A 23699-nucleotide genomic window follows, 5' to 3' on the forward strand; every position below is an offset into this window, starting at 1 on the left:
GGTTTGTAAGCAAATCCTACGCGGCGGACACGCTTCTTCTGGTGGGGACGGTCGCCCGCAGGCGGAATTTCTTGGGGGGTGTTGCATGCACGGCACGGCTCCCCCTACTGGGGGATATTCAGCGCCGCGATCTCGTCGCGGGCCGGCGGCCGCTCACCCGATCGCGGTGCGACGGCGCTTCCATATGACGCCGTCCACCAGGTAGTGATGGAAGTTCAGGACGAAGTGCGCAATGAGAATGGTCGGAAGCCCGAGCCACAGCAGGCTCTCGCCGATGCGGCTGGCGGCGAGGTACAGGAGGGCACCGCCGATCGCGCAGGGCAGGAAGAAGCGCATCGGCGGCATCAGGACGGCGCGCCATGGCGTTGCGCGCGCCGCCGAACTTCTCGCCATCTCGCCGCCCTCCTTGCCCGTCGTGTCGTCGCGCTGCCGTTGGCGGTAGACGAACACCAGGTACTGGATGTTGTGCCAGACGTTGACCACCAGCCAGCCGATGGTGATGTCGTCGATCCAGACATAGCCGACCTGCGAAACGATCAGGTGGGACAGCACGAGGCTGTCGAACGGTCCCGCCGCCTGCCTCATGCGCCTCGAATACGCCAGGCATGCCAGCCAGCACGCGGCGCCGACGAGGGCTGCGATTCCCGCGGCCAGGGCCCACGCCTGCGGAACCGGCGGCAGCCAGATCGGGTAGCCGAGAAAGCTGTCGGCGCCCTGTGCACTGCGATGCAGATAGCCCCACGCGGGGAACAGATAGATCAGCCCATAGGGCAGGCTGCGCCAGGGCACCTGGGGCCGCCGGTCGCAGCGCCTCGCGATGCCGTAGCACTGGCGGGAGACATGGAAGGACTGGGCCAGGAAATAGACGGCGAACAGTCCGGCCACTTCATAGGCGAGGGCGACGATGGTCAGGCCCGCCAGGATCAGGACCGGCGCGACGAAGACCAGCGCCTGGCGCATGCGGGGACGCGAGGCCATCGCGCCCAGGCGGGCGTAGGTCGCGACGATATGGGGATTGGCCAGCAACCAGACATCGATGTAGAGAATGGCCAGCATCATCGGCGCGGACCACGATGCCAGCGCGCCGGCCGCCAGCGCCGCGAGCAGGTTGCCGACGACCAGCCACTGCTCGCGTCGCATCGAGCCGGCTGCGACGGTCCCCGACCAGGGCCCCCCATGCGCCGTCATGTCACGGGCATCGGCATGGGCCGCGGCCGGGGCGATCCGAGGGCGGCCTGCGTGGGCGGGATCGAAAACACCGAGCCGGGCCGCAGATGGCGCTCGAGATCCGCCCGCATGGTTTCGTAGGCCGCGCTCCGGGCTGCCGTGAATCTCGAATCGAGGGTCGCGCGGCTCGCGATGCCCGACAAGCCGGCCGGCGGAAGCTGCTGGTAGGGGTCGTACTGTTCGGTGATCTCACAGGGGTGGCAGCGTCCGTCCACGTCGTACTGGCTGTCGATCCTCACCGTGTAGAGGGCACCGCCCTCCTTGGCCGGGTCCACGGGAAAATTGAAAGTCAGAAGCTGTGCGGACGCCCTGGTGCCGGCCTTGGTTTCAACGGGGATGAAACCGGCATTCCTGTAGGCCCCAACGATGGCCTCCTTGAGACTGGACTCATCGATGCCGGTGAAGGAGTTGCCGAAGAGATTCCGCTCGCCGGCCCACTGCCGCTTGTAGTTGAAGCCTCCCCACGCGGGATCCCTGTGCTCGCGCCCGCTGGACTCGATGGTCGCGTACGCGTTGTCGATGGCCGGCACGAGCAGCGCGCTCAGCTCGTACTGCGTCATCCACGGAAGCGCCTGGAACTCGGACGCGTTCCTGATCTCGGCGAACCGCAGGAAGCAGGGATTGCACCGCTTTCTTTCGTCGAACAGCTCGTCGGCCGAAATGAAGATCATCGGCTTCGGCTCGACCTTCGGATAGGCATCGAACCTGAACTGGAAGATCGTCGACTTGTTCTTCTGCGCGTCCACGGCGACGAGAGAGAAACCCGACTTCTGGAAAGCCTTGCTCACCATCGACCGGAACTCCGTGACGGTGATCTTCTGATAGGCCGCGGCCGGAACGGAGGGCCTTCCGATCTTGTAGCTGAGGCCCAGAACGCCCTGCAACGGCTGCTGGGCGAAGGCAGCCAATCCGGCAAGCAGGCAGCAGCAGCCCATCAGGGCCTTGCAAAAACGGTAGATATCCATCACGCATTCTTTCTGTAAAAAGCGCGCCGCGCGCGCCGCGTCGATCGGGGTGGAAACCAGCTTCGGGGACCAGGCCGAACACGCCGTGATGGGCGCAGCCACACGGCCCTCCTCGTCCCGCGTGTGCCTGCGGGACGCATCTTAGGTGCGGGAAGAAGCGCGCCGATGACGCAGCGATCCCATGCCGACGGAATTTCGTCGCGGCGTTGCGTCCAACGCACGCCTCATCCAACCGGAGGATATCCAGCGGGTGCGCGACTCCGGCGTTCAGTCGACGTGGTCGTAGCGCTCGACCTGGCAGGCCTCGGTCCCCGGCTGCGTCGCGCACACCGAATACGCATGCGGCGGCGCGCTTGCGCAGCCGGCGAGCAGCAACGCGACGAACGCCAGGAGAAGCTTCGCCCGCATGCTCATTCCGCCTGCGCGATCACCAGCAGCACCGAGGCCGGCGTCTTCCCCACCGAGGTGATCTTGTGCGGGATGCCCGCGTTGAAGTGCGCGGTGTCGCCGGCCGACAGCATTTCGGTACGGCTCGCGAGCTGCAGCGTGATGCGGCCCTTGAGCACATGGAGGATCTCCTCGCCCTCGTGGTGGCTCATCGGGTGGTTGCGCACCGGCTCGTCGGTCGGGTGCAGCACGAAGGCCACCATGCGGTGGCCCGGCAGCGAGCCCGACACCAGCCGCGCCGCGCCGCCCGCGGCCGCCGGCTGCTGGCGATGGATGACCACGGGATCCTCCTCGGACGACTCGGCGAACAGCTCCTCGACCTGCACGCCCAGCGCCTTCGACAGCTTGAGCGCCGCGCCCACCGAGGGCGTGGACACGCCGCGCTCGAGCTTGGACACGTAGCTCTTGGTCAACCCGGTGGCCTGCGCCAACCCCTCCAGCGTGAGCCCCGACTGGACCCGCAACAACTTCAACTTGATGGACATGACTTTTCTTTAGGACACTTGTGTCCTAAAATTGATTTGTTTCTCGAACCCGATCGCACACGCAACGCGGCCGATCCCGCGCCGCACAGGAGTATGGTATGTCCGCACGTTCGCCGTTTCGCCGCTGGATCGCCCCTGTCCTCGCCCTGACGCTGGCCTGCGTCGGCGCGGCGGCCCAGGCCCAGCCCTACCCCGCCAAGCCGATCCGGCTCGTGATCCCGTTCGGCGCCGGCGGCATCACCGACATGGCCGGCCGGCTCATCGGCCAGGCGCTCGGCGAGGAACTCAAGCAGCAGGTGGTGATCGACAACCGCCCCGGCGCGGGCGGCTCGATCGCAGCGCAGGCCGTGGCGCAGGCGCAGCCCGATGGCTACACGCTGCTGCTCGGCACGGTCGGCACGCAGGTGGTCAACAAGATGATCTATGCGCGGCTCGGCTACGACCCGGCGGCGCTCACGCCCGTTTCGCTGGTGAGCAACTCGCCCTATGTGCTCGCGGTCGCCGGTCTCGACGGCGTGAAGGACCTGCCCGCGCTGGCGGCCTATGCGAAGAAGAATCCGGGCACGCTGAACTTCGGCTCGGCCGGCAACGGCAGCTCGCCACACCTCGGGCTCGAGCTGTTCAAGCTCGCGACCCACAGCGACATCCTCCACGTGCCGTTCAAGAGCGGCGCCGAGGCGGTGAACGCCGCGCTCGGCGGCCAGGTCCAGATCGTGATCGACGCGATTCCCGTGATCCAGCCGCAGGCCAGGGCCGGCAAGCTGCGCATGCTCGCGATCGCCGCCGACCATCGCAACCCCGCCGTGCCCGACCTGCCCACCAGCAAGGAACAGGGCCTGGGCGAATTCCAGATCGGCTCGTGGAATGCGCTGCTGGCGCCGCCCGGCACGCCATCGGCGCAGGTCGCGCTGCTCGACGAGGCACTGGCGCGCGCGCTCAAGCGCCCTGCCCTGGTGGTGCGCCTGGCCGAGATGGGCATCGAGCCGCTGCCCACGGGCGCCGCCGCCTACGGCAAGCACCTGCGCGCCGAGACCGAGAAGTGGACCCGCGTGGTGCGCGCCGCGGGCACCAAGGTCGATTGATGCCCATGAAGCTGCACGACACCCTGCGCTCGGGCAATGCCTGGAAGGTGCGGCTGATGGCCGGCCTGCTCGGCATGCCGCTCGAGCGGCACACGCGCTCGATCGACCGCGGCGACCTGCGCCGGCCCGACTTCCTCGCGATCGCGCCGCTCGCGCAGGTGCCGGTGCTCGAACTGGCCGACGGCAGCTGCATCGCCGAGTCGATGGCCATCCTCCACTTCCTCGCGCAGGGCTCGCCGTGGTGGCCCGCCGAGCCGCTCGCGCAGGCGCGCGTGCTGACCTGGCTGTCCTTCGAGCAGGAGCGCCACATGAAGCCGCTCGCGAAGCTGCGCCTGCACCTGGCGCTGCACCGCGACGGCGATCCCGAGAGCGCCGAATTCCGCGCCCACCGGCACGAGGCCCTGGTCGCGCTCGCGCTGCTCGAAGCGCGGCTCGAACGGCAAGGCCCCGATGGCTGGGTCGCCACCGACACGCACCCGAGCATCGCCGACGTGGCGCTGTACCCTTACACACGGCTCGCGCCCATGGGCGGCATCGCGCTGCAGGACTTCGCGGCGATCCGCGCCTGGCTCGCGCGCATCGAAGGCCTCGACGGCTACCAGCCTCTTTTTCCCGGACATCCCGACAAGAACTTCTCGACCAGCGAAACCCCTTAGGAGACCGACCCATGGCATTGCAAGACACCTTCGAGCTCGCGAAAGAAGAGCTCATCGCCCAATCCCACGTGCAGATGGACCAGCACTTCAGCGAGAGCCGCTACACGCACCGGCAGAAGCTCGCGCTGACCTGCCGCATCCTGTTCGACAACGGACACGACTCGGGCCTCGCGGGCCAGATCACCGCGCGCACCGGCACGCCGGGCCAGTACCTCACGCAGCGGCTGGGCCTGGGCTTCGACGAGATCGCCGAGGACAACCTGCTGACGGTCGACGAAGACCTCAACGTGCTCGACGGCACGGGCATGCCCAATCCCGCGAACCGCTTCCACTCGTGGGTGTACCGCGCGCGGCCCGACGTGAACTGCATCATCCACACCCATGCGCTGCATGCCTCGGCGCTCGGCATGCTCGAGCAGCCGCTGCAGATCAGCCACATGGACAACTGCGTGCTCTACGACGACGTGGCCTTCGTCGGCGAATGGCCCGGCGTGCCCGTGGGCAACGAGGAGGGCGAGTTCATCTCGGCCGCGCTGGGCAGCAAGCGCGCGCTGCTGCTGTCGCACCACGGCCTGCTGGTGGCGGCCACGAGCATCGAGGAGGCCTGCGTGCTGTCGATCGCCTTCGAACGCGCCGCGAAGATGCACCTGCTGGCCGCCTCCGCCGGCACCATCCGGCCGATCGACCATCGCCTCGCGACCGAGGCCCACGACTGGATCCTGCGGCCGCGCCGCAACACGGTGGCCTTCGAGTACTACGCGCGCCGTTCGCTCAAGGATCCGCGCAACGCGGACTGCCTGCGCGCGGCCTGACAGGAGCCTCCCGCCATGCGATGCATCGCGCTGCAGCACCTGGCCTTCGAGGACCTCGGCCTGTTCGCGCCGGTCCTGCGGGAGGCCGGCTGGGAGATCGAACACCGGCAGGCCGGCGTCGCGCCGCTGCGCCCCGACGAATGGCAGGACGCCGACCTCGTCGTCGTGCTCGGCGGCCCCATCGCCGCCTACGACACCGCCCTCTATCCCTTCCTGCACGACGAGATCGCGGGCCTGCGTTCGCGCCTCGCGCTGCGCCGGCCCACGCTGGGCCTGTGCCTTGGCGCGCAACTGATGGCCGGCGCGCTCGGCGCGCGCGTGTACCCGTCGGGCCACAAGGAGATCGGCTGGGCACCGGTCGACCTGAGCGCGGCCGGCCAGGCATCCTGCCTCGCGCCGCTGGCCGGCGTGCCGGTGCTGCACTGGCATGGCGATACCTTCGAGCTGCCCGAGGGGGCCGAGCTGCTCGCGAGCACGCCGCTCACGCCGCACCAGGCCTTCAGCCATGGCCGCCACGCGCTCGCCTTGCAGTTCCATCCCGAGGCCGATCCCGCGCGCATCGAACCCTGGCTCATCGGCCATGCTTGCGAGCTCGCGCAGGCCGGCATCGATGTTCCGGCCCTGCGCGCCCAAAGCGCGGCACAGGGCAACGCGCCGCAAGCCAGCGCCTCGGCGATGCTGCGCGCCTGGCTGGACCAGCTCGCATGACGCTGGCGCCGGTGCGCATCGACGCATTGCTCGTCGGTCCCATCGCGCCGCTGCCCGATGGCCGCACACCCAGCGGCATCGTCAAGTCGCCTAGCGACGATGCGCTGTGGCTCTCGGCCACCGGCCTCGCGGGCGACGCGCAGGCCGACCTGCGCATCCACGGCGGCCCCGAGAAGGCGGTGCACCACTATCCGCGCGAGCACTACGGCGCCTGGGCCGCATGGAGCCGCCGCCACGACCTGCTGGCCGCGCCCGGCGCCTTCGGCGAGAACCTCTCGACCGTGGGCTGGGACGAAGCCAGCGTCTGCATCGGCGACGTGCTGCGGCTCGGCGAGGCGCTGGTGCAGGTGTCGCAGGGCCGCCAGCCCTGCTGGAAGCTCGACCTGCGCTTCGGCGAACGGGGCATGGCGCGCGAGATGCAGGACAGCGGCCGCACCGGCTGGTACTACCGCGTGCTGCGGCCCGGCGCGGTGCAACGCGGCGCAGCGATCATGCTGGTCGAGCGGCCGCATCCCGAGTGGCCGCTGTCGCGCCTGATCGCCTTGCTGTTCGCGCGAGACGAACGCCATGCGCCCGAATGGGAACGCGCGGCCGAACTGCCGACGCTCGCCGAACGCTGGCGCGCCACTTTCCGGCGCCGCGCGGCCTCGCGGCAGGTCGAGGACTGGACGCCGCGCCTGTGCGTGCCGGACGCCGACCCGGCCTGATGCAAGGCGGGAATACCCGCAGCCCATGGACAGCCGACTGACAGCGCCGTCCGCGAACATGCGGGATCGACCGCGGGAGCCACCCGCGCACAGGAGACACATGCCCTTCCCGACCTTCCGGCCGGCCGCCGCCGCCATCGCCGCGTGCATCGCCCTGGCCGCCTGCACCACCGCCCCCACCTCCTCCACTTCATCCCCGCCCGTCGCGCGCGCCGTGCCGCCCACCGACTGCAAGGCCTGGGTCGGCACCGACCGCAACGCCGAGCTGCCCGGCTACACCTTGCGCCAGGCCGACGGCACCTCGCGCTGCGTGCCCCTGCTGCTCACGGCGGCCCACGCGCCCGCCGGCTACGCGGGCGACTTCCATGTGCAGGAGTTCACCGACGCCAAGCTCAAGGAACGCTGGGCCGCGTGCAAGAGCGACGCGGCCTGCTTCAAGCGCATCAACGACCAGATGCAGCGCTGGCTGCCGCCGAACAAGGAGCGCGCGACGCGCGTCACCGGCATGGTCGATCCGGTCGGCAAGATCGATTCGGACGGGCAGGTGAACCTGCGCGACATCCGCAAGCCGGGCTTCTTCGCGAAGGCGCCCTACAACGAAGCCGTGGCCGAGGCGAACGGCCGCACGCACGTGGTGGAGTTCACCGTGCCGCGCGATCCGCTCGAGCGCCTCAAGCTGAACATGCAGGGCGACATCAAGCTGCGCGGCTGGTACGTGGAGGGCGCGGGCGTCGACGACGGACGCGGCGGCCGCAAGCGCGCGCTGGTGATCATGAGCCCGGGCGGCGGCGGCCAGCTCACGGCCATCGACCATCCCGACGAGGTGACGGTGCGCGTCGATCCCGCCACGCGCCGCGCGACGTCCGTGCGCTTCCCCAACGCGACCACCGAAGGCCCCGGCATGCGCTTCTGGCGCGACCACCTGCATGCGCTGAACCGCGCGGGCTTCGACGTGCTGGCCTACGACCGGCGTGGCGAGGGCCTGTCGGGCGGCTTCAGCGACACCAACACGCTCGAGCAGAGCGAGGACATCTTCCGCGTGCTCGAGCAGATGGACAGCGGCCGCGGCCTGCGCGTGCTGATGGCCTCGGGCCAGGAGTTCGAGGGCGCGCCGGCGGCCGGCAAGCTGATGGCCGGCATGAAGTCGCGCGAGATCCAGCTGCTGCTGCTGGGCTACTCGCGCGGCTCGATGACCACCGGCTGGGCCATGACCAAGAACTACGCCGGTGGCTGCAGCTACGACATGCCAACGGTGCAGTGCAGCGCACCCAAGGGCTACGCCAACATCAAGGGCGCGATCCTCTACGCCTCGTTCGTGAGCGGCGCGGGCTACCTGCCCGAGGCGCCGGACCTCGCCGACCGCAACCTCTTCCTCGGCGGCATGGCGGCCGACAACTACGTCGCCTTCTATCCCAACTCGGCGGTGCTCGCGAACATGCCGAAGTGGCCCGCCGTGTTCTTCGCCAAGGGCCTGTGGGACCGCGCCGAAAGCCTCGAGGGCACGGTCGCGGCCTACGACCGCGTGCGCGGGCTCAAGGACATCGTCGTCTCGCGCGGCCCGCACTCGATGGAGACCTGGCCGCGGCAGGAGCTCGACCGCGTGCGCGGGCGGATGGTCGCGTTCGCGACGGCGGCGGTGCAGGGGCGCACGGCGCTGCCGCAGGCGCCGCAATGGACCGACCTCAAGGGCCTCGTCGCGACCACGCCGGATATGTGGGAGATGTCGTCGAAGCCGCGCTAGGAGCACCGGCTAGCTCGTGGCGCAGCGGTAGCTGGACGCGGCGTTCAATTCGCCGGAGCCGTTGTACTTCGGCCAGCTCGGGTAGATGCAAAGCGGCCGGGTGCGACCGGCCGTCGCGGGGTTCGCATCGGTCGCCATGAGCTCTCCCGGCGCCTTGCCGCGCTCCACCCAGGCCTCCAGTGCGTCCAGCACCGGCACACCGCCGGTCGCATTGAAGTGCCCGGTGCCGTGGCCGTATCCCGGCACCTGATAGAAGCGCAGGAACGCGTCGACCTGGGGCCGGCCCAGCTTCAGCAGCAGCGCGTTGTAGTAGTCGACCGAGCCCTGGAAGGGGATCAGCGGATCGGAGGTGCCGTGCACCAGCAGCCATTTGCCGCCACGCGCGACGAAGGGCTCGATGCTCGTGCTCGTGGCGTCCATGACCTCGGACAGTTCCTGAATGCGTGGCAGGTAGCTTCCCGGTGACGCACCATCGAGGCCGATCGACAGACCCAAAGGATCCATCAACACCGCATTGCGGATGAAGGCGTCGGGCAACGCCCCCAGGCTGCCCAGCACCAGCGGATTCGGCGGAACCGGAAAGGTCGCGGTCGCCCCGAGCACCGAGGCGTAGTCCGTGGACGGCAGAAAGCCGGGATTGCTGGTCGCGCCGTTCTTGAACGCATAGGAGAACGCGGTGCGTGATTGCAGCGTGTCGACGGTCTTGATCTGGGCATCGGACAGGCAGTCGTCTCCCGTATCCGCCCCGCCCTTGCAGCGCAGGTTCTGCGGCTTGAACGTGCATGCGGCGACGTTGCCGACAATGCCGTCGACGGCGCCATCGAGCGCATCGCAGGCCGCGAGTTCGGCCGTGCGCAGCGCCTGCAGCTTCTTCGGGTTGAGGAAGCCAACACCGCCATCGCCCCACAACGCACGCGTGGCAACCTGGATGGTCATCATCTGCGGCATGTAGGCATAGGCCGGAAAGTACGTGACCACGCCGTCGTAGTCGGAAGGCCATTTCTGCATCACCTGCATGCCTTCGTGGCCGCCCTTCGATCCGCCCATGAAATAGGTCCTGGCCGGTGCCTTCCCGTAGCGCAGGCCGATCAGCTTCATCGCCACGTCGCGCGTCTTCTTCAAGGCGTCGCCGGCGTAGTTCCGGAGCATTTCGTCGTTCGATGCAAAGGCCGTATAGAAAGGGTCGGTGGGAGGTGCCTGATGTCCCGAGTCGCCGGCGAAAGTGGCGTATCCGCGCTGCAGCGGACTCGCGCCCGACGTCAGCGGCGTGGCCACGAGATCCGGGACCACGCCGTCGAATCCGCCGCCACCGAAGTGCATCGCGTTGCCGTTCCAGTTCGTGGGGAGCACGAGGGCGAACATGATGTCCTGCGCCCCTTCGGAGACGGAAGCGATGCGGCCCTTGAGCATGCAATGCTCGCCCGTCTGCCCCGCGCTCGGCACGAGGGCCGCTTCGGTGACCGTTGCGCCCTGGGTCGGCAGTCCGATCGCGGCACTGTCCACCTTGGCACCCCGCAGTGCCGCGCATGCCGTGCCTGCCGAAGGCGGCGGTGGCGGCTGCGGCGTGGCGAGCGCCGACGGATCGATCTGGATGGCGCCGCCGCCTCCTCCACCGCCGCCGCACGCTTGAAGAAGCAGGACAGCCAGCAATGGCAAGACGCGTCTTTTCTTGAATCCCCGCATGGATCTTTGTCTCCGTTGAAGTTGTTGATGCGACCTTGGTACTCGACGCAACCCACGTCTTCCACTTGCAAGGCAGTTGCGAAAAGTCCGCGGATGCTACGTGGCGGGTTCGCGCCTTGCGATTGCGAAAGGCCGCATCCGGATGGCAAAAACAATCATGTGAATGTCGCGATGAGGCCTTTCGACCGCACGCAGGTAGCATGCGCCGATGCAAGCTCCCCACGAACCCTCGCTGAGCCCAACCGCGCTGGCCTTCCTGCAACAGGCCGGCCTGCCCTACCGCCTGCATGCCCACGCCCCCGTCGTCTCCTTCGAGGACGCCCGCGCGCTGCTGCCCTTCGACGCGGGCGCGATGGTCAAGTGCCTCGCGTTCCGCCTGCCCAACGGCCGCTACCTGCTGGCCGCGCTGCGCGGCCAGGACCGGGCCGACTACAAGCGCATCGCCGATGCCTTCGGCGTGCGCCGCGCCGACCTGCGGCTCGCCGCCGACGAGGAGCTCGCCATCGACCTGCAGATGGTGCCCGGCGGCGTGGCGCCGCTGCCGGTGGGCGGCGCGCGCGTGATCGTCGACGAGGCGGCGGCGCGCCTGGTCACGCTCTACTGCGGCACCGGCCGCAATGATTCCACGCTCGAGATCGAGACGGCCGCGCTGCTGCGCGCCACGGGCGCGGGCATCGCGCCGCTGGCCAAGCCCTGAGCTACGGCCTATCGCTCACATCTTGTCAGCGAAGCCAGCTGGCGGGCACGGTGATGAGCTGCGGGAACAGCACGAACAGGAACATCAGCGCGGTGAGCGACAGCAGGAAGGGCCACACGCCCCGGATCACCTGGTCGAGGCTCACGCGCGAAGTACCCGCCACCACGTTGAGCACGGTGCCCACCGGCGGCGTGAGCAGGCCGATGGCGTTGTTCATGATGAACATCACGCCGAAGTACACGGGGTCGATGCCGGCCTTGTGGATCACGGGCATCAGGATCGGCGTCATGATCAGCACGGTGGGCATCAGGTCGAGCGCGGTGCCCACGATGATCACCAGCACCATGATCACGAACATCAAGAGGATCTTGTTGTCGACGAAGGGCTCGAGCAGTTCGCTCACCTGGGCCGGGATGTTGGCGATGGTGATGAGCCAGGCCGACACCAGCGCCGAGGCCACGAGGAACAGAACGGTGCTCGAGGTCTTGGCGGCGCTGAGCACCAGCTCGGGCAGGCGCGGCATCTCGAGCTCGCGGTAGACGAAGCGGCCCACCACGAAGGCATAGACCACCGCCACCACGGCGGCCTCGGTGGGCGTGAACACGCCGAACTTCATGCCGCCGATGATCACCAGCGGCAGCACCAGCGCCCACACGCCGTCGAGCAGCGCGCGGCCCAGGCCGCCCGCGCTGAAGCTGCGCACCGCGACGTTCTTCTCCTTCTTCGCGCACAACCACCAGGTGGCGGTGAGCGTGAGCGCCATCATGATCCCGGGGAACAGGCCGGCGAGGAACAGCTTGGTGATCGATATCTGCGCCACCACGCCGAACACCACGATGGCGATCGAGGGCGGGATCACGGGCGCGATGATGCCGCCGGCGGCGATCAGGCCGGCCGCGCGCGGCACGTCGTAGCCGGCCTTGCGCATCATCGGTATCAAGAGCGCCGCGACCGCGGCGGTGTCGGCCACGGCGGAGCCCGAGATGCTCGCGACCACGGTGGCAGCGATGATCGCCACGTAGCCCAGGCCGCCGCGCACGTGGCCGACCAGCGCATCGGCCACCTTGACGATGCGCGCCGACAGGCCGCCCGCGTTCATCAGCTCGCCCGCCAGCATGAAGAAGGGCACCGCCATCAGCGGATAGTTGTTGACGCCCTCGAGCATGTTCTGCGCGAGGATCTGGGTGTCGAAGTTGCCCAGGTGCACCATCAGCGCGACGCCGCAGACGAGCAGCGCGAAGGCGATGGGCATGCCGAAGGCCATGGCCCCGAGCAGCGAGGCGATGAAGACGAAGATGGTCATGGATGTCCCGTGTTCTTTTAGTTCGCGCTCACTCGCCCGCGCTGCCGGTGTCGTTGACCAGTTCCTCGCGCGCCATGCGGCCCGTGCAGAGGCGCCACAGCGAGCCGACCAGCATCAGCGCCATGCCCACGCTGCTGACCAGCAGGCAGGCATAGACCAGGCCGATCGGCACGCCGGTGACCGGTGCGCGGTCGTCCATGCCGATCGCCACCAGCTTCCAGCTGCCGTGCGCGAGCAGCAGGCAGCAGGCCAGCGCGCCGAGGTCGGCCACGCCTCGACAGAAGCGCTGGCCGCGCTCGCCGAGCCGCGCGACGACGGTCGACATGCCCAGGTGCGCGTTGTCCTTCATCACCAGCAGCGCGCCGACCAGCGTGAGCCACATGAAGACGAAGCGCGAGGCTTCCTCCGAGAACACGATGCCGGAGTTGAAGGCGTAGCGCAGCACGACGTTGCCGAACACGAGCGCGACCATCACGGCCATCATCGCGATCATCAACACGTTGGCGCCGCGCTCGAAGAGGCGGGAAAGCATGGGGGGTCTCCTGTTGTGGTTGGTTCTTGCACCCGGCCGCCTCAGCGCCCCGGGCCGGCCGTGTCGATGCGGTAGAAGCGCAAGGCGTTGCCGCGCCAGACCGCGTCGCGCGCCGCGTCGTCGAGGCCGTTCAGCCCCTCGGCCACCGCGCGCACCACCTCGGCCATGGACGCGCGCAGGCCCGACACCGGCAGGTTGCTCGCGAACATGCAACGCCCGGCGCCGAAGATCTCGACCGTCTCGCGCACCACGCGCACGTTGCTGTCCGCGCTCCAGGGCGCATCGGGCAGACCGAACTCCGAGAGCTTGACCATCACCTCGGGCAGCGCCGCGAGCGCGCGCATGCCGCGCCGCCAGTGCGCGAGGCCGGCCTCGCTGCGGTCCCAGGGCAGGCCCGCATGCTCGATCGCCACGCGCAGGCCCGGAAAGCGCGCGACGGCCTCGGCCGCTTCCTCCAGGTGCCAGTAGGGCACGCGCACGTCCCACAGCAGGCCGTTGTCGCGCAAGAGGCCCAGGCCCGCGCACCAGCGTTCGTCCTGCAGGGTGCCGGGCTCGCCGCGCACGCTGTGATCGGGGCCGCGCGAGATGCGCGGCTTGCAGCGCACGCCGCGCACCAGCGGCCATTCGGCCTGCGCGCGCATCTGCGCTTCGGCATCGCTCGCGAGGAATTCGACATTGGCCACCACGGCATTCGGAAAGCCGTGCGTCGCGTGGACGGCATGCAGCCAGCGCGTCTCGGCCAGCGACTCGGCGCGCGAGCGCTCGGCCTCCACATGCACCGTGGCCACCACCGGCAGGCCTTCGGTGGCGGCGCGGTAGTCGGCCACGCCGAAGTCGCGCCGCAGCACCGCGTAGTCGCCGAGGAAGAAGGCCCCGGCGTCGTAGCCGTCCTGCAGCCACGGGAAGTGGCCCTCGCCCAGGTGCCACAGGTGGTGGTGCGCGTCGACGATGGCGGCGGGAAGCACGGCGCTCACGGCTGCGCGTCCATCGCCTTGAGCACCGCGTCGCCGTTTTTCTCGACGTACATCCTGCGCGTCTCCTCGCGCACCACCTGGCGGATGCTCGCGACGTCGGGCGTCTCGTTGATCTGCATGCCCTTGGCGCGCAGCTGGGCGATCGCGTCCTTCTCGCCGTCGTTGTTGAGCTTGCGCTGGAAGTTCGCGGCCGCCGCGGCCTCCTCGAGCATCGCCTTCTGGAACTCGGGCTTGAGCGCATCGAAGCGCGCCTTGTTCATGATCACCACCAGCGGCGTGTAGGCATGGCGCGTGAGCGAGAGATACTTCTGCACCTCGTACATCTTCGACGACAGCATCAGCGTGGGCGGGTTCTCCTGCCCGTCGACCGCGCCCGACTCGAGCGCGCCGAACACTTCGGCGAAGGGCATCGGCTGCGGGTTCGCGCCCAGCAGCTGGAAGGCCTTGAGGTGCGAGGGATTGGGCGTGGTGCGGATCTTCAGGCCCTTGATGTCGGCCGCGCCGTTGATCGGCCGCTTGTTGTTGCCCAGGCTGCGAAAGCCGATCTCCCAGAAGGCCAGGCCCTTGATCTGGTGCGTGCCGAGCTCGTCGAGCAGCGAGCGGCCGACCGGGCCGTCGAGCGTGCGGTAGGCCTGCTGCGCATCGGCGAACTGGTAGGGCAGGTCGAGCGCATTGAGCTTGGGCGCGAGGCCGGTCACGAAGGGGTTGCCGGTGGCGCCGATGTCGATGGTGCCGCTGCGCACGCCGGTCACCAGCGTCACGTCGTTGCCGAGCTGGCTGTTGGCGAAGACCTGGATCTCCACCGCGCCCCCGGTGCGCTCCTTCACGCGCTTCGCGAACTCGAGCGCGGCCTTGTGCTGCGAATCGCTCTCGGGCACGGTGTGGCTGAAGCGCAGCTTGACCGGCGCCTGCGCGGCGGCGCCGCCGGCGCCGAGGCCGAGCAGCGCGGCCAGCAGCACGCCGGCCAGGGACCTGAAATTCCTGTGCATGGTTGTCGTCTCCTGTCGTTGAAATCGGGGGAAGGCGCGTGCCTTCAAGGGGCCGCCGTCAGACCGTGACCTTGGCTTCCTTGACCACCTTGGCCCACTTGTCCTTCTCGGTGCCGATGAACTCGGCGAACTTCGCGGCGCTGCCGCCGCCGTCCTCGGCGCCGTAGCTCGCGAGCTTCTCCGCCACGTCGGGCATGGCGAGCACTCGGTTGAAGTCCTCGTTCATGCGCTGCACCATCGCGGCATTCATCTGCGCCGGCCCGACCAGGCCGTACCAGGTGCTGGCATCGAAGCCCGGGAAACCGAGCTCGGCCACGGTGGGCACCTCGGGATGCGCCTTCGAGCGCCGCGGCCGCGTCTGCGCGATCGCCACCAGCTTGCCGCTGGCCACGTGCGGCGTGGCCGAGGTCATGGTCTCGAAGCTGTAGTCGATCTGGCCGCCGATCAGGTCGGTGAGCATCGGGCCCGAGCCGCGGTAGGGCACGTGCAGCGCATCGACGCCCGCGCGCAGCTTGAAGAGCTCGATCGCCAGGTGCTGCGAGGCGCCCGCGCCCGAGGAGCCGAAGGTCACGGTGCCCGGCTTGTCGCGGCACAGCGCCACCAGGTCCTTGACCGTGCGCGCGGGCTTCGAGGGGTTGCAGATCAGCAGGTTCGGCGTGACGCCCACCAGCACCAGCGGCGTGAAGTCGCGCTCCACCACATAGCCCAGCGTGGGATAGAGCGCGGGCGCGATCGCATGGTTGCTGATGTTGGTCATCAAGAGCGTGGTGCCGTTGTTCGGCTGCTTCGCGACGTACTCGGCGGCGATCACGCCGCCCGCGCCGGCCTTGTTCTCGACCGTGACCGGCACGCCCCACAGGGTGGCGAGCTTCTGCGCCATCACGCGCGCCATCACGTCGGTGCCGCCGCCGGGCGGAAAGCCGACGACGATGCGCACGGGCGCGGTGGGCAGCGGCGCGGTCTGCGCGCGCACGGTGGCGAAAGGCAGGGCCGCGCTGGCGGCCAGTGTCGATGCGATGAAGCGGCGGCGTTGCATGGCGTTGTCTCCTGGTCTTCTTTTCGGGCTTACATCGACTCGGCCAGCAGGGCCTGGTAGTCGGCCACGCTGGCTTCGCGCGGATTGGTCTTGTGGCAGTGGTCCTTGAGGGCGCCCTCGATCACGCGCGGGAACAGGTCGGGCGAGACGTCGAGCGCGGCCAGGCCCGTGGGCAGGCCGAGGCGCGCGCTCATGGCCGCGACGGCCGGCGCCACCTCGTCGCCGCCGCCCAGGCCCATGGCCTGCGCCATGCGCGCGAGGCGCTCGTCCCTGCGCATCGACTCGGCCTGCGCGTTGAAGCGGATCACGGCCGGCAGCAGGATCGCGTTGAGGGTGCCGTGGTGCAGGCGCGGCGCGATGCCGCCGAGCGAATGGCTGAGGCTGTGCACGCAGCCCAGCCCCTTCTGGAACGCGAGCGCGCCCTGCATCGAGGCGCTCATCATGTTCAGGCGCGCCTCGCGGTCGCCGGGCGTGGCGGTGGCGCGCTCGATATGGCGCCAGGCGCGGCGCAGGCCGTCGAGCGCGATGCCGTCGGCCGGCGGGTTGAAGGCCGGCGCCATGAAGGTCTCCATGCAGTGCGCGATCGCGTCCATGCCGGTGGCGGCGGTCAGCATCGGCGGCAGGCCCAGCGTGAGTTCGGGATCGCACAGCGCGACGCGCGGCACCAGGTGCGGCGAGAGCACGCCGACCTTGCGGCCGTCGTCGAGGATCAGCACCGCGCCGCGGCCCACCTCGCTGCCGGTGCCGGCCGTGGTGGGCACGGCGATCACCGGCGCGGTGGCCGCGGTGATGCGCGCCACGCCGCCCTCGATGGCCGCGAAGGACTTCAGCGGCCCCTCGTGCGTGGCGCACACGGCCACGCCCTTGGCAAGGTCGATCGGCGAGCCGCCGCCGACCGCGACGATGCCGTCGCAGCGGTGCTCGGCATAGAGCGCCACGGCCGCGCGCATCGCGCGCTCGGGGGGGTTGGAGGGCGTGCCGTCGAACACGACGAACTCGCGGCCCGCGCCGAGCTGCGCGGTCACGCGTTCGAGCACACCCGCGGCGCGCACGCCGGCGTCGGTCACGACCAGCGGGCGGCGGATGCCGAGGCGGTCGCACTCCTGCGCCAGCAGCTGCACGGCGCCGAAGTCGATCTGGATCTGGGTGATGTAGTTGATGAGCGCCATGCGCTGGCTCCTTGTCTCGGCGGTGGTCCGGAGTGCCGGCGTATCGCTCGAAGCGGAGCCGGTCGTCGTGGGCCGCGAGTCTAGGAACGGGTGCCGGGGGCGGCAACGTGGATTTACTTGAAGTCCGGGCGAGAAAAATTCACAAGCCGACACCCCCTGCCAGGGCCGAGTTTTTCTTGAAGACCGCCCCAGTTTTTTTCGTTTGGCCGCGCGCGGACCGCTCCCTAGACTTCGGCCCGTTCGCAACCCGCCCCCTACGAAAGAGACAAGCCGACATGACCTCGCTCATCCTGGTCGAGCGCGACGACCGCATCGCGACCGTGACCCTCAACAAGCCCGACAAGATGAACGCCATGGACCAGGTCATGTGGCAGGGCCTGGCCGATGCCTTCGCCGAGCTCTCGGCCGACGACGCGCTGCGCTGCGTGGTGCTGCGCGGCGCCGGCGGCAAGGCCTTCTCGGCCGGCGCCGACATCGAGGAGTTCCAGCGCAGCCGCGCCAACGCGGCGCAGGCGGCCGCCTATGCCGAGGTCACGCACCGCGCGATGCATGCGATCGCCACCAGCAAGCACCCCACGCTCGCGGTGATCGAGGGAGCCTGCGTGGGCGGCGGGCTCGAGATCGCCACCGTCTGCGACATGCGCATCTGCGGCAGCTCGAGCCGCTTCGGCGTGCCGGTCAACAAGCTCGGCCTGGTGATGTCGTACGGCGAGCTCGGCGGGCTGGTCGACCTGGTCGGCGGCGCGACCGCGCTCGAGATCGTGCTCGAGGGCCGCGTGTTCGATGCCAAGGAGGCCTTCGAGAAGCGCCTCGTGAACCGCGTGTTCGACGACGCCGCGGTGCTCGAGCAGGGCTACGCCACCGCGCGGCGCATCGCCAACGGCGCGCCGCTGGTGGCGCGCTGGCACAAGAAGTTCGTGCGCCGGCTCGCGCAGCCCGCGCCGCTGTCGGCCGAGGAGAACGCCGAGGCCTACGCCTGCTTCGACACCGAGGACTTCCGCATCGGCTTCCAGGCCTTCCTAGCCAAGAGCAAGCCGGTCTTCACGGGCCGCTGAGCCCGCCACCCTCCTTTCAGATCCGGAGTCCCCGCGTGACCCTTCCCCTTTCCCGCATCAAGGTCCTCGACGTCAGCCAGATCATGGCCGGCCCCTTCTGCTGCATGCTGCTCGGCGACATGGGCGCGGACGTCATCAAGGTCGAGACGCCCGGCATCGGCGACCAGACCCGCCGCTCGATGGGCTTTCGCCTCAAGGGCGCCGACAGCGGCGGCTTCCTCGCGCTCAACCGCAACAAGCGCAGCATCGAGATCGACCTCAAGAACCCGGCCGGCCTCGAGGCCTTCTACGCCCTCGTGAAGGAGGCCGACGTGCTGGTCGAGAACAACCGCCCCGGCGTGGCCGCGCGGCTGAAGATCGACTACGAGACCCTGCGCCAGCTCAACCCGCGGCTGGTGTACGCGAGCATCTCGGGCTTCGGCCAGACCGGCCCCTGGGCCAGGCGCCCGGGCCTGGACCTGATCGCGCAGGCCATGACCGGCGTGATGAGCGTGATGGGCCACCCGGGCGAGCCGCCGGTGAAGTCGGCGATACCGCTGGCCGACCTGGGCGCGGGCCTGTTCGCGGCCTACGGCATCCTCAGCGCGGTGATCGGCCGCGGCCTCACGGGCGAGGGCCAGTTCGTCGATGCCTCGCTGTTCGAGACCGCGCTGGGCCTGTCGGTATGGGAATCGGCCGAATACTGGGGCACGGGCCAGGTGCCCACGCCGATCGGCAGCGCCAACCGCATGAGCGCACCCTACCAGGCGGTGCGCGCCTCCGACCGCCCCTTCGTGATCGGCGCGGCCAACCCCAAGCTCTGGACCGCGCTGTGCGGCGTGATCGGGCGCGAGGACCTGGTGCGCGACGCGCGCTTCACCGACAACGTGCTGCGGATCCGCAACCGCGTGGTGCTGATCGAGGAGCTGGAGCGCGAATTCGCGCGCCGCACCGCCACCGAGTGGGTCGACGCACTGCTGGCCGCGGGCGTGCCGGCCGCGCCGATCTACGACTACGCCGAGGCCCTGGCGAGCGAACAGGCGGTGGCGCGCAACATGGTGCTGAAGATCCAGCATCCGGTGGAGGGCGAGACACGCGCCCTGGGCTTTCCGGTCAAACTCGGCGGCACGCCGCAGCAGGTGCGGCATCCGGCGCCGCTGCTGGGCCAGCACACCGAGCAGGTGCTCGGCGAGATCGGCATGACGGCCGAGGACATTGCCGCGCTGCGACGCAGCGGCGCCTTCGGCACGGCGCATGCCGCGGCCGACGCGACGGCGGACTGAGACACGCAAGAAACACAACGAGACGGAGACAAGACCATGCAAGCAACGACCATCGACCACTCGCGCCGCCGCTGGCTCGGCGCCATCCCCGCGCTCTCGGGTGCGCTGCTGCTCGCACCCGGCTTCGCACGGGCGCAGGGCAGCGCCTATCCGCACAGGCCGATCGAACTGGTCGTGCCCTGGCAGGCCGGTGGCGGCGCCGACGTGGTGGGCCGGGCCTTCGGCGCGGCGATCGCCAAGTACCTGCCGCAGCCGGTGGTCGTCATCAACAAGCCCGGCGCGAGCGGCGTGCTCGGGCTGGGCGACGTGGTCAACGCCAAACCCGACGGCTACCGCATCGTGCTGTCGTCGACCGAGCTGACCTTTCTCAACCACCTGGGCCTGGCGAAGTTCTCGTACAAGGACCTGCGCCCGATCGCACGGCTCAATGCCGACCCGGCCGCGGTGGTGGTGCGCGCCGATGCGCCCTACGCCACGCTCGAGCAGTTCCTCGAGGCCGCGCGCAAGGGCGACGCGAACATCCGCGTGGGCAACGCGGGCCATGGCTCGACCTGGCACATGGCGGCCGCCGCGCTGGCCGAGAAGACCGGCGCGAAGTTCAACCACATTCCCTATGCCGGTGGCGCGCCCGCGGTGCTGGCGCTGCTGGGCGGCCACATCGACGCGGTGACGGTGAGCACGGCCGAGGTGTCGAGCTACGTGGCCGCGGGCAAGCTCAAGGCGCTGGCCGTGATGGCCGACCGGCGCGTGGCCGACGGCTTCGAGAAGATCCCGACGCTCAAGGAACGCAACATCGACCTGTCGATCGGCATCTGGCGCGGCCTGTCGGCGCCGCGCGGCACGCCCGACGACGTGATCGCGGTGCTCAAGGGCGCGGTGGCGAAGGCCGTGAAGGAACCCGCCTGGCTCGAGGCGCTGGCCAAGCTGCACTTCAGCACCGACACCTATGCCGACGACGCGGCGCTCGAGGCGGTGATGGCCAGGGAGAGCGAGTTCTTCAAGGCGCTCGCAGGCAAGATCAACCTCTCGAGCTGAGACCGGGCGCACGGCCGAGAATCGCGCGATGGCTTTCGAATTCAGCGAACCCTTCGTCGACGCGCACCAGCATTTCTGGCACCTCGATGCGCATCCCTATCCCTGGCTGCAGGGCGAGACGGTGCCGAACTTCCGCTACGGCGACTATTCGGCGCTGAAGCGCAACTACCTGCCGGCCGATCTCGCGCGCGACACGCGCGGCTTCGCGCCGGCGCGCACGGTGCACATCGAGGCCGAATGGGAGCGTGCCGATCCGGTGGCCGAGACCCGCTGGCTCACCGGCCTCGCGGCCACCGAGGGCCGGCCCTCGGCGATCGTCGCGCATGCGGCGCTCGATCGTGGCGACGCGGCCGAGGTGCTCGCGGCGCAGGCCGCGTTCGCGCTGGTGCGCGGCATCCGCCACAAGCCGGTGACCGCCCCATCGGCCGCCGAGGCCGCGCGCGGCGTGGCGGGCTCGATGGACGATGCGCGCTGGCGCGCGGGCTATGCGCTGCTCGAAACGCATGGGCTCTCCTTCGACCTGCAGGCCCCTTGGTGGAACCTCGACCAGGCCGCGCAGCTCGCGCGCGACTTTCCGCGCACGCTGCTGATCCTCAACCACAGCGGCCTGCCCGCGGACCGCAGCACCGAGGGCCTCGCGGGCTGGCGCCGCGCGCTCGAGCGGCTGGCCGATGCGCCCAACACAGCGATCAAGATCTCGGGCCTGGGCCAACGCGGCCTGCCATGGACCGAGGCAGCCAACCTGCCGCTGATCCGCGACGCGATCGCGATCTTCGGCGCGTCGCGCTGCATGTTCGCGAGCAACTTCCCGGTCGACAGCCTGGTGGCCGACTACGAGACGATCCTGCGCGGCTTTCTCGCGGCCATCGCCGGGCACTCCGACACGGAACGCCGGCGGCTGCTGCACGACAACGCCGTGCGGCTCTACCGACTCTGAGCCGCCGCCTCGTCCTTCGCGCGCTCTTCGTGCACCCATGACACGAAGGCCGCGATGCGCGCGTCGGCGGCGCGGTCCTGCGGATAGACCATGAAGTAGGAGAACTCCACCGGCAGCGTGACATCGAAGGGCCGCACCAGCAGGCCGTCGGCCAGGTCCTTCATCACCCAGTTCTTCTTCACCAGCGCCACGCCGAGCCCGTCGACCGCGGCGGCGATCACCAGGTGGCTGGGCCAGAACGAGGGGCCGCGCGTCACGTCCACGTCGCTCACGCCCGCATGCTCGAGCCACATGCCCCAGTCGGGATTGCTCACGTCGCTGTAGGTGCTGTTGTCGTGCAGCAGCACGTGGTGCCTGAGGTCGGCCGGCGTGCGCAGCGGATGCTCGCCCTGCATCAGCGCCGGGCTGCAGACCGGGAACACCTCGACCGGCAGGCACAGCTCGGAGTGCAGGCCCGGGTAGATGCCGCGGCCGTAGCGCACCGCCATGTCGAAGTCCTCGCGCGTGAAGTCGACCATGTGCTTGGAGGTCGATATCTCGAGGTCGATGTCGGGGTAGGCCTGCATGAAGCGGCGCATGCGCGGGATCAGCCACTTGACCGCGAAGGTCGGCGGCAGGTTGATCTTGAGCGAGGGCGTGCCCTGCGACTGGCGCAGCTGCTGCGTCGCGTACATCACCTGCTTGAAGGCTTCCTGGATGCCCGGCAGGTAGGCCTTGCCGGCGGCGGTGAGCGCGAGCGACTTGGTGTCGCGCACGAACAGCGCGATGCCGAGGTTCTCCTCGAGCGTCTTGATCTGGTGGCTCACGGCCGAGGGCGTGACGAAGAGCTCGTCGGCCGCGCGCGTGAAGCTCAGGTGCCGCGCCGCGACCTCGAAGGCACGCAGCGGATTGAGCGGGGGAATGGGGCGCGACATGGTGGACGTATTCCTTCGGGAGCGGGCACGGGGCGGGGGCGCGGGGTCTTCAATATTTTCTACGCAATGCTTCGAGAAAAACTCGTTTGCCGCGCCGCGCCGTGATTCCTAGACTGCCCTTCGCGCCGACGCACAGCCAGTCGGGACAACGTCAATTGACGCTCAACGCTTTCGGACGAACCCCAATGAACCCAGAACTGCGCGCAGGCGCCCTCACCCGCCGCGAACTCGTGATCGACCGCCCGCGCACCGTCGACTTCCTCGGCGAGGACCTGCGCATCTATGCCACGCCCGAGCTCGTGCGCGACGTCGAGCAGACCTGCCTCGACTTCCTGCTCGATCACGTGGGCGCCGGCGAATCCTCGGTCGGCACCGCGATCGCGCTCAAGCACGTGGGCGCCACGCTGCTGGGCCAGCCGGTGCGCATCGAGGCGCGCGTGCACGCGGTCGACGGCCGCGGCGTGGACTTCGAGTTCACGGTGCACGAAGGCGACAAGGAAGTCGCGAGCGGCACCCACAGCCGCTTCGTCGTCGACGTCGCGCGGCTGCGCGCCAAGGTGCACGCGGCCGTCGCCCAGGGCACGAGCGCCTCGTGAGTTCCTGATCTTCCGCGGGCCTCGGCCCGCGGCTCCCCGTGCCGGACAGCGGCGCGCCAGCACTTTCGGTGCGGGCGTGCGGCCGTTCCTCACCCGTGCGGCGCAAGCCGAACCCGCAACCTGGTTGCATCTTCAAAAAGAAACGAGACAGACCGATGTTCAAGACCCTCGCATCCGCCCTCTTCGCACTGGCCACCGCCTGTGCCTCGCTCGCCTTCAGCGCCTCGGCCGGCGCGCAGGACCTGACCGGCAAGGTCACGCGCACGCCCACCGGCTACCTGATGGTGCTGCGCAACGGCGACGACGTGCTCGCGCACCTCGAGCGCCTCGCGGTGGTCGAGCAGATACCGAGCGCCAGCATCGTGGGCATCGGCTTCATGCGCGAGGCCACCTTCGGCTTCTACGACTTCTCGAGGAAGGTCTTCGACCCGAAGACCTTCAAGAACGTGGAACTCGCCAACCTCACGGGCTCGATCGCCTGGAAGGAGGGCAAGCCCTCGATCCATGCGCACGGCATCGTGACCGACGGCAGCTTCATCGGCGCGGGCGGCCACCTGCTGGGCCTGACGGTGGGCACGGGCTCGTGCGAGATCACGGTGATCCTGCATCCGCAGCGGCTCGAGCGCTTCGTCGATCCGGCCATCGGGGCGAATGTGCTGGGGTTGCATCCGGGCGCGAAGTGAGCGG

25 protein-coding genes are annotated in these 23699 nt (G+C 69.5%); 13 read left to right on the plus strand and 12 right to left on the minus strand.

Annotated elements, in window-relative coordinates:
* Positions 1 to 153 precede the first annotated feature (153 nt).
* The 4 genes from ACEN9J_RS36855 to ACEN9J_RS36870 form a co-directional block, all read right to left on the minus strand.
* Complete coding sequence (locus ACEN9J_RS36855; protein ID WP_413764862.1) at positions 154 to 1140, minus strand: hypothetical protein; 987 nt, start codon at positions 1138 to 1140, stop codon at positions 154 to 156.
* Between the two features lie 44 nt (positions 1141 to 1184).
* The gene (locus ACEN9J_RS36860) at positions 1185 to 2294 is read right to left on the minus strand and encodes a hypothetical protein (RefSeq protein WP_413764863.1); all 1110 of its coding nucleotides are present in this window, start codon (positions 2292 to 2294) and stop codon (positions 1185 to 1187) included.
* Between the two features lie 165 nt (positions 2295 to 2459).
* Complete coding sequence (locus ACEN9J_RS36865) at positions 2460 to 2600, minus strand: hypothetical protein (protein WP_261206432.1); 141 nt, start codon at positions 2598 to 2600, stop codon at positions 2460 to 2462.
* 2 nt (positions 2601 to 2602) lie between these two features.
* Complete coding sequence (locus ACEN9J_RS36870; RefSeq protein WP_057591052.1) at positions 2603 to 3124, minus strand: helix-turn-helix domain-containing protein; 522 nt, start codon at positions 3122 to 3124, stop codon at positions 2603 to 2605.
* Between the two features lie 98 nt (positions 3125 to 3222).
* Between ACEN9J_RS36870 and ACEN9J_RS36875 the strand changes: the two genes are divergently transcribed.
* From ACEN9J_RS36875 to ACEN9J_RS36900, 6 genes are all read left to right on the plus strand, one after another.
* Positions 3223 to 4206, plus strand: a complete 984-nt coding sequence (locus ACEN9J_RS36875) for a Bug family tripartite tricarboxylate transporter substrate binding protein (protein ID WP_413764864.1) — start codon at positions 3223 to 3225, stop codon at positions 4204 to 4206.
* A 5-nt stretch (positions 4207 to 4211) separates the two neighbouring features.
* Positions 4212 to 4862, plus strand: coding sequence for a glutathione S-transferase family protein (locus ACEN9J_RS36880; RefSeq protein WP_413764865.1), 651 nt, complete (start codon positions 4212 to 4214; stop codon positions 4860 to 4862).
* Positions 4863 to 4879: 17 nt separating this feature from the next.
* The gene (locus ACEN9J_RS36885) at positions 4880 to 5674 is read left to right on the plus strand and encodes an aldolase (RefSeq protein WP_261206577.1); all 795 of its coding nucleotides are present in this window, start codon (positions 4880 to 4882) and stop codon (positions 5672 to 5674) included.
* A gap of 15 nt (positions 5675 to 5689) precedes the next feature.
* A complete protein-coding gene (locus ACEN9J_RS36890) occupies positions 5690 to 6382 on the plus strand; it encodes a glutamine amidotransferase (protein ID WP_413764866.1) in 693 nt (230 codons plus the stop codon).
* Complete coding sequence (locus tag ACEN9J_RS36895) at positions 6379 to 7089, plus strand: MOSC domain-containing protein (protein WP_413764867.1); 711 nt, start codon at positions 6379 to 6381, stop codon at positions 7087 to 7089. The genes ACEN9J_RS36890 and ACEN9J_RS36895 overlap by 4 nt, the downstream gene beginning before the upstream one ends.
* Positions 7090 to 7189: 100 nt before the next feature.
* On the plus strand, positions 7190 to 8830 hold the full coding sequence (locus ACEN9J_RS36900) for a hypothetical protein (RefSeq protein WP_413764868.1): 1641 nt from the start codon (positions 7190 to 7192) through the stop codon (positions 8828 to 8830).
* Between the two features lie 9 nt (positions 8831 to 8839).
* Here ACEN9J_RS36900 and ACEN9J_RS36905 read toward each other — a convergent pair whose 3' ends face one another.
* Positions 8840 to 10513 carry a tannase/feruloyl esterase family alpha/beta hydrolase gene (locus tag ACEN9J_RS36905; RefSeq protein ID WP_413764869.1) on the minus strand — a complete coding sequence of 558 codons (1674 nt, stop codon included), beginning with the start codon at positions 10511 to 10513 and terminating at the stop codon, positions 8840 to 8842.
* Positions 10514 to 10721: 208 nt separating this feature from the next.
* Between ACEN9J_RS36905 and ACEN9J_RS36910 the strand changes: the two genes are divergently transcribed.
* Entirely contained in the window at positions 10722 to 11210 is a 489-nt protein-coding gene (locus ACEN9J_RS36910; RefSeq protein ID WP_413764870.1) for a YbaK/EbsC family protein, read from the plus strand.
* Between the two features lie 25 nt (positions 11211 to 11235).
* Here the strand turns inward: ACEN9J_RS36910 and ACEN9J_RS36915 are convergent, their stop codons facing one another.
* From ACEN9J_RS36915 to ACEN9J_RS36940, 6 genes are read right to left on the minus strand one after another with little or no spacing between them, the layout of a single operon-like run.
* Positions 11236 to 12513, minus strand: coding sequence for a TRAP transporter large permease subunit (locus ACEN9J_RS36915; protein WP_057597086.1), 1278 nt, complete (start codon positions 12511 to 12513; stop codon positions 11236 to 11238).
* Between the two features lie 28 nt (positions 12514 to 12541).
* Positions 12542 to 13045 carry a TRAP transporter small permease gene (locus ACEN9J_RS36920; protein WP_413764871.1) on the minus strand — a complete coding sequence of 168 codons (504 nt, stop codon included), beginning with the start codon at positions 13043 to 13045 and terminating at the stop codon, positions 12542 to 12544.
* A 41-nt stretch (positions 13046 to 13086) separates the two neighbouring features.
* A complete protein-coding gene (locus ACEN9J_RS36925; protein ID WP_413764872.1) occupies positions 13087 to 14019 on the minus strand; it encodes an amidohydrolase family protein in 933 nt (310 codons plus the stop codon).
* Positions 14016 to 15008: a TRAP transporter substrate-binding protein gene (locus ACEN9J_RS36930; RefSeq protein ID WP_413764873.1), complete on the minus strand. Its 993-nt coding sequence runs from the start codon at positions 15006 to 15008 to the stop codon at positions 14016 to 14018. The genes ACEN9J_RS36925 and ACEN9J_RS36930 overlap by 4 nt, the downstream gene beginning before the upstream one ends.
* Positions 15009 to 15066: 58 nt before the next feature.
* Complete coding sequence (locus tag ACEN9J_RS36935; protein WP_413764874.1) at positions 15067 to 16044, minus strand: Bug family tripartite tricarboxylate transporter substrate binding protein; 978 nt, start codon at positions 16042 to 16044, stop codon at positions 15067 to 15069.
* A gap of 29 nt (positions 16045 to 16073) precedes the next feature.
* The gene (locus ACEN9J_RS36940) at positions 16074 to 17213 is read right to left on the minus strand and encodes an iron-containing alcohol dehydrogenase (protein ID WP_413764875.1); all 1140 of its coding nucleotides are present in this window, start codon (positions 17211 to 17213) and stop codon (positions 16074 to 16076) included.
* A gap of 275 nt (positions 17214 to 17488) precedes the next feature.
* Between ACEN9J_RS36940 and ACEN9J_RS36945 the strand changes: the two genes are divergently transcribed.
* Genes ACEN9J_RS36945 through ACEN9J_RS36960 form a run of 4 tightly spaced genes read left to right on the plus strand, consistent with a single transcriptional unit; the run spans position 17489 to position 21502 of the window.
* Complete coding sequence (locus ACEN9J_RS36945) at positions 17489 to 18268, plus strand: enoyl-CoA hydratase-related protein (RefSeq protein WP_413764876.1); 780 nt, start codon at positions 17489 to 17491, stop codon at positions 18266 to 18268.
* Between the two features lie 35 nt (positions 18269 to 18303).
* On the plus strand, positions 18304 to 19530 hold the full coding sequence (locus ACEN9J_RS36950) for a CaiB/BaiF CoA transferase family protein (RefSeq protein ID WP_413764877.1): 1227 nt from the start codon (positions 18304 to 18306) through the stop codon (positions 19528 to 19530).
* 36 nt (positions 19531 to 19566) lie between these two features.
* On the plus strand, positions 19567 to 20565 hold the full coding sequence (locus ACEN9J_RS36955; RefSeq protein WP_413764878.1) for a Bug family tripartite tricarboxylate transporter substrate binding protein: 999 nt from the start codon (positions 19567 to 19569) through the stop codon (positions 20563 to 20565).
* 28 nt (positions 20566 to 20593) lie between these two features.
* Positions 20594 to 21502, plus strand: a complete 909-nt coding sequence (locus ACEN9J_RS36960) for an amidohydrolase family protein (protein ID WP_413764879.1) — start codon at positions 20594 to 20596, stop codon at positions 21500 to 21502.
* On the opposite strand, the gene ACEN9J_RS36965 is transcribed toward ACEN9J_RS36960, so the two are convergent.
* Positions 21490 to 22416 carry a transcriptional regulator GcvA gene (locus ACEN9J_RS36965; protein ID WP_398498645.1) on the minus strand — a complete coding sequence of 309 codons (927 nt, stop codon included), beginning with the start codon at positions 22414 to 22416 and terminating at the stop codon, positions 21490 to 21492. The two genes, ACEN9J_RS36960 and ACEN9J_RS36965, sit on opposite strands and share 13 nt — an antisense overlap.
* A gap of 185 nt (positions 22417 to 22601) precedes the next feature.
* Here ACEN9J_RS36965 and ACEN9J_RS36970 point away from each other — a divergent pair, with 185 nt between their 5' ends.
* Together ACEN9J_RS36970 and ACEN9J_RS36975 are read left to right on the plus strand one after the other, a co-directional pair.
* Positions 22602 to 23012, plus strand: coding sequence for a thioesterase family protein (locus tag ACEN9J_RS36970; RefSeq protein ID WP_261206471.1), 411 nt, complete (start codon positions 22602 to 22604; stop codon positions 23010 to 23012).
* Positions 23013 to 23167: 155 nt separating this feature from the next.
* On the plus strand, positions 23168 to 23695 hold the full coding sequence (locus ACEN9J_RS36975) for a PPC domain-containing DNA-binding protein (protein WP_296728988.1): 528 nt from the start codon (positions 23168 to 23170) through the stop codon (positions 23693 to 23695).
* Positions 23696 to 23699 lie beyond the last annotated feature (4 nt).

It is taken from the genome of Variovorax sp. Varisp41 (assembly GCF_047325085.1).
Lineage (GTDB): Bacteria > Pseudomonadota > Gammaproteobacteria > Burkholderiales > Burkholderiaceae_C > Variovorax.